Annotated in this window: 5 protein-coding genes and 2 pseudogenes; all 7 read right to left on the bottom strand. The window is 36.4% G+C overall.

Going from position 1 to position 4220, the window contains the following annotated elements:
• Positions 1-219 precede the first annotated feature (219 nt).
• Positions 220-504, bottom strand: a complete 285-nt coding sequence (locus tag HMJ38_RS24945) for an addiction module antidote protein (RefSeq protein WP_194977171.1) — start codon at positions 502-504, stop codon at positions 220-222.
• A gap of 3 nt (positions 505-507) precedes the next feature.
• Positions 508-807 carry a type II toxin-antitoxin system RelE/ParE family toxin gene (locus HMJ38_RS24940; protein ID WP_194977170.1) on the bottom strand — a complete coding sequence of 100 codons (300 nt, stop codon included), beginning with the start codon at positions 805-807 and terminating at the stop codon, positions 508-510.
• A gap of 265 nt (positions 808-1072) precedes the next feature.
• Positions 1073-1372, bottom strand: coding sequence for a helix-turn-helix domain-containing protein (locus tag HMJ38_RS24935; RefSeq protein ID WP_194977169.1), 300 nt, complete (start codon positions 1370-1372; stop codon positions 1073-1075).
• A gap of 4 nt (positions 1373-1376) precedes the next feature.
• Positions 1377-1711 (bottom strand): annotated as a pseudogene (locus HMJ38_RS24930) (type II toxin-antitoxin system RelE/ParE family toxin).
• 93 nt (positions 1712-1804) lie between these two features.
• Complete coding sequence (locus HMJ38_RS24925; protein WP_194977168.1) at positions 1805-2095, bottom strand: helix-turn-helix domain-containing protein; 291 nt, start codon at positions 2093-2095, stop codon at positions 1805-1807.
• Positions 2092-2388 (bottom strand): annotated as a pseudogene (locus tag HMJ38_RS24920) (type II toxin-antitoxin system RelE/ParE family toxin); the annotation flags it as partial. The pseudogene HMJ38_RS24920 and the gene HMJ38_RS24925, both read right to left, overlap by 4 nt.
• 362 nt (positions 2389-2750) lie before the next feature.
• Complete coding sequence (locus tag HMJ38_RS25675) at positions 2751-4073, bottom strand: ATP-binding protein (protein WP_194977167.1); 1323 nt, start codon at positions 4071-4073, stop codon at positions 2751-2753.
• Between the last annotated feature and the right edge of the window lie 147 nt (positions 4074-4220).

Below are 4220 nucleotides of genomic sequence, written 5' to 3'. Positions count from 1 at the left end.
TATATAGGTTTACAATTTTAAATTAAATTGTGTCAACCTATTTCAGTACACGACCGGGGACCGCCGTATACAGCCTGTCCCGATCTGGATTCGGGAAGACCCGTACTGCCTTTCCCGAGTATCGGGATACAGTGGTCCCGATGCTCGGGATAAATAGTGAGAGCCTCAACCTGAGCCAATTGGCTCAGGTCGGGCTACTCGATTGTGGCATCGTTTTTTTCAAGTGGATAATGGATTTATTCTTAATTGACCACCAACAGCTTTTAATACTTTCATTATTGTTTCAAATTGGGGCTTCGATCCTGTTGATAGGGCTTTATACAAACTTGGCCTACTCATCCCTGTTTCTTCCGCTATTTTGGACATCCCAATTGCTTTTGCGAGGTGCCCAAGCGCAACAACTACATCATCATTATCCCCTTCCTCCAAAACAGAATTCAAATACTCAGCAATCATTTCCTTACTGTCCAAATAGTCCGCTATATCAAATTTTGATGTTTCCATTTTTTACTTTTTTATCCTTTTCCAAATTTCCTTTGCTTTTTCGATGTCCTTTTGTTGAGTTGATTTTTCTCCACCTACTAGAAGAATAATGATTTTCCCTTCTCTTTCCTTGAAGTAGATTCTATATCCTTTAGCATAGTCTATCCTCAATTCATGAATCCCTTCACCTACGGGTTTACAATCCCCGAAATGTTCATCAATTTCAAGTTTTTGGATCCTGAACAAAATTTTCGCTTTTGCTCTTAAATCCTTCAATTTTCTCAACCACTTGTCAAATTCAACAGTCTTTTCAATAAAGTACATTTACCTATCTGTATTCATTTGGATACAAAATTACATGTTTTTTCTAGATTTAAAAAGTTACTTCGAATATACTTGGGGTCTTTTAAAATGTGCCACAACGTGATTCAGCTTGGAGACGGCGGGCTTTCGGAGCCGTCCGCTTCCTGCCTACTCCTAACTTCTTAAAGATACTGAATTTTCAATTTACTCTGAACCGCCCGATTGCCTGTCGGCAGACAGGCTGTCTTCCAAGGTGATGTTAGAGTGCGTTATTCCTTTTGCCGCATTAAAGAAAGGTCAATCCAATTCTTTTATTCAATCCTTGTTCAAAAATCCGGATAAGGGTTGACAACTGGATATTTCCTTTTCCATTTTCAAGTTTTGAGATATAACTTTTCTTTGTTCCGGCCTTTTCTGCCAATTGCTCTTGAGTCAGATTAGCTTCCTTTCTAGCATCTTTCAGCATTTCGCTGATGATGAACATCTGGGCATTCTCTTCATACTTGTTCCTGCTTTCACTTCCAATTTTTCCATGTTCCAATTCGATCAGTTCATCGAATGTTTTGACTTTGCTATAATCCTTCATGATCCTATTTCTTTGTTTGAAAATATTCCTTCATTAATCTTTCTGCCTTCTCTATTTCATTCTTTGGGGTCTTTTGGGTCTTCTTTTGAAAACCGTTGAAGAGCACCACCAGCCTTCCTTCATCAAAGCAGCAGAAAATTCTATAAATGTTTGATTGAAATTCCACTCTTATTTCAAATAACCCTTCAGTTCCTTCAAGATGCTTGAGAAACTTCTCTGGTACCCTATCCACTTGCTTGATCAGCTCAAAAACGTATTGAATCTTACTTTTAACCTTATCATTCTGGTTTTGGTAAAACTCAATAAAGTGGTTTTCATAAAAATGATCTTCCTTATCATATTTACAAAGTTATCTCAAAAGATAACATTTTCCAAAAGTACTAGGTTCTTTTAATGCACTCCAAGGTGATGTTATAGCGCGTATTTCCTTTTTCAGAATTCAATGGAGATTTTCACTTTCCCACCTAATCCTTTTTCAACAATTTCATAAAGGGTTTTCAGTGTCAGATTACTTCCATTGTTTTCAACTCTTGAAATATAAGTTCTCTTTTTATCTACTAATTCCGCTAATTGCTCCTGGGTTAGATTTTTGTCCTCTCTTGCCTTCTTTAATAGCAAACCAATTTTGAATGACTCAAAATCCCTTTCCAATTCATCCCTGCGTTCGGTTCCTTTGACTCCGTACACATCATCTTTAATTTCTTTCCAACTCTTCGTATTCATTTCCTTTTCTTTTTTCCTTTTTGAACTTCCTTTTCAGCATAATATTCATCCATCAGTTTGGCAGCTTTTTCAATTTCCTTGGTTGGCGTTTTTTGGGTTTTCTTTTGAAAGCCATTGAGAAGTATCACAACCTTCCCTTCATCAAAAAAACAAAACACCCTCCATATATTAGATGCCAACTGAACCCTTGCTTCATATAGCCCTTTCTTTGTTTTGATAGGTTTCAGGTAAGTCTCCGTAACTCTTTCCAAAGTTTCAATCGCTTCAATGACCTTAAAAATCTTGTTTTGAACTTTTTCAGTTTGGGCTTTTTAAAAGTTCTCAAAATGGTCCTGATAAGCAATGACTTCCCTTACTTTTTCCATAACGCAAATGTAACTTAAAAGTTACTATTTACAAAATGTTAAAAAGCTGATTGTATACTAGTTGGAGTTCTTAATATACGCTATAACGTGATTCAGCTTGGAGACGGCGGGCTTTCGGAGCCGTACGCTTCAAACTTACTCCTACCTTCTTATAGATACTGGTTTTCATAGTTACTCGGTTCCGCCCGCTGGATCCAAGGTGATGTTATCGCTTCGGTGTTCTTCTTCTTTGTTCATTTACTTGCCTGTTGCTTTTGTCTTATCCGACATTTATCCGACATATCCGACATCTATGAAGCTAATTCGTAATAAGCACCTTTTTTTTCTCCTATTCGCTTAATAATGTTCAATTGAATCAGTGTTTCTAAATCTCTTAATGCAGTCCTATCTGTTGTATTGTTTATTTCCTGATATTCTTTGTTAGTGATTCTACCTTTCTCTTTCACATATAAGACCGCTTTTACTTGTCGTACATTTAAGTCAAGTGATTGAAGATGTTTTTCATTGAAAATATCTTTTCTGAACTCCACGGAAATATCACTTGAATCGTATGTAAAAACCGGTTCAGGGATTCCTGCTTTTTTACATTCATTGATGATTTTAATAGTTCCTCGTCCCCAAGATTCAATGTATCCACTGCGAAACAAAGCATGTGCAATGTCGGGGTTGTATGGTCGGGAGGCGTGTTTTTCCAATAGGTTTTTAACCGTCCAATTTTCAGGCAGTTGTCCTTCGTTCCAAATCATTAACTTTTCATTATAAACACTGATTTGAATGGGAACGCCACCTGAATAGTCTTTATGGGCAATAGCATTTAATAATGCTTCCCTGATTGCTTCTTTTGGATACTCGTATGTTTCCACTCGATTCAACCCTTCATAGCTTATTAAAGCCTTGATGTACTTTGTGAATAATAATTCTGTTGTTTTTTCAATTTGTTCAAAAAGATTTCCATGGATTTCGTCCTGATATCTCAAATCACTATCACTTTCGAAAAACCCCATTTTTATGTAAGCTCCTGTTATATATTTTTCAGGATTAGGGTGAAACAGAAGAATAGATGCCCGCTTAAGAAATTTACCTTCTTTGAGTTGAAGGTTTTCAATAAGGTGTTCATTATTATCAGCTAAACTTTCTTCATCAATTCTTTGGCTTCTGAAAGCTCGTTTACGAAAAAAATCAAATGTTTCTTGTTTAAGGTCATTTGTTGAAACATTCGGAACAGGTACACCATCCCATCTTTTTCCTTTTTTCTGAAGGAGAAACTTGTCAAGTGAAGGACCTTTTAATTCTTGTTTGGTGCTTCCACTTCTATAATGATATTGTCCCTTATAATTGACAGGGTAAGGGTATTGCTCAACAAGAATTTCAATAAAACTTCCTTGGTCATTTTGGCGCAGATTAACATCGACCAAAATCCCCAAAGTGTCTCTAACCTTGTTTGGGATTTCTTCCAATAGTTTTTTAGCATCTTTCAAGTCAACCACATTTCCTGCATCATCTTTTCCAATGAAAAGAGTACCGCCATAGGCATTAGCAAAACCACAGATCCATTTAAGATATTCGTCTCTCCAATTTACTTTGAATTCAATATTTTGCGATTCTGCTGTCACTACCTATAATTAATTGTGTCTTAGCTTCAAATTTACTCTTTTTCCCTAATGTCATATTGTTGTTCGGGTTTTTCTACACTGAGCGATAACGGCAGTTTGTCCAAAAATCTCCGTTATCTTTTCGGATAGTCTAAATATAAGCCCATT

Source organism: Aquiflexum lacus (genome assembly GCF_015476655.1).
Lineage (GTDB): Bacteria > Bacteroidota > Bacteroidia > Cytophagales > Cyclobacteriaceae > Aquiflexum > Aquiflexum lacus.
This window is presented reverse-complemented; position numbering and strand designations above follow the sequence as displayed.

What these genes read in the sequence shown, in the direction of transcription:
- HMJ38_RS24940 (WP_194977170.1), bottom strand. Translation starts at nt 807, where the DNA reads ATGTACTTTATTGAAAAGACTGTTGAATTTGACAAGTGGTTGAGAAAA.
- HMJ38_RS24945 (WP_194977171.1), bottom strand. Translation starts at nt 504, where the DNA reads ATGGAAACATCAAAATTTGATATAGCGGACTATTTGGACAGTAAGGAA.
- HMJ38_RS24935 (WP_194977169.1), bottom strand. Translation starts at nt 1,372, where the DNA reads ATGAAGGATTATAGCAAAGTCAAAACATTCGATGAACTGATCGAATTG.
- HMJ38_RS24925 (WP_194977168.1), bottom strand. Translation starts at nt 2,095, where the DNA reads ATGAATACGAAGAGTTGGAAAGAAATTAAAGATGATGTGTACGGAGTC.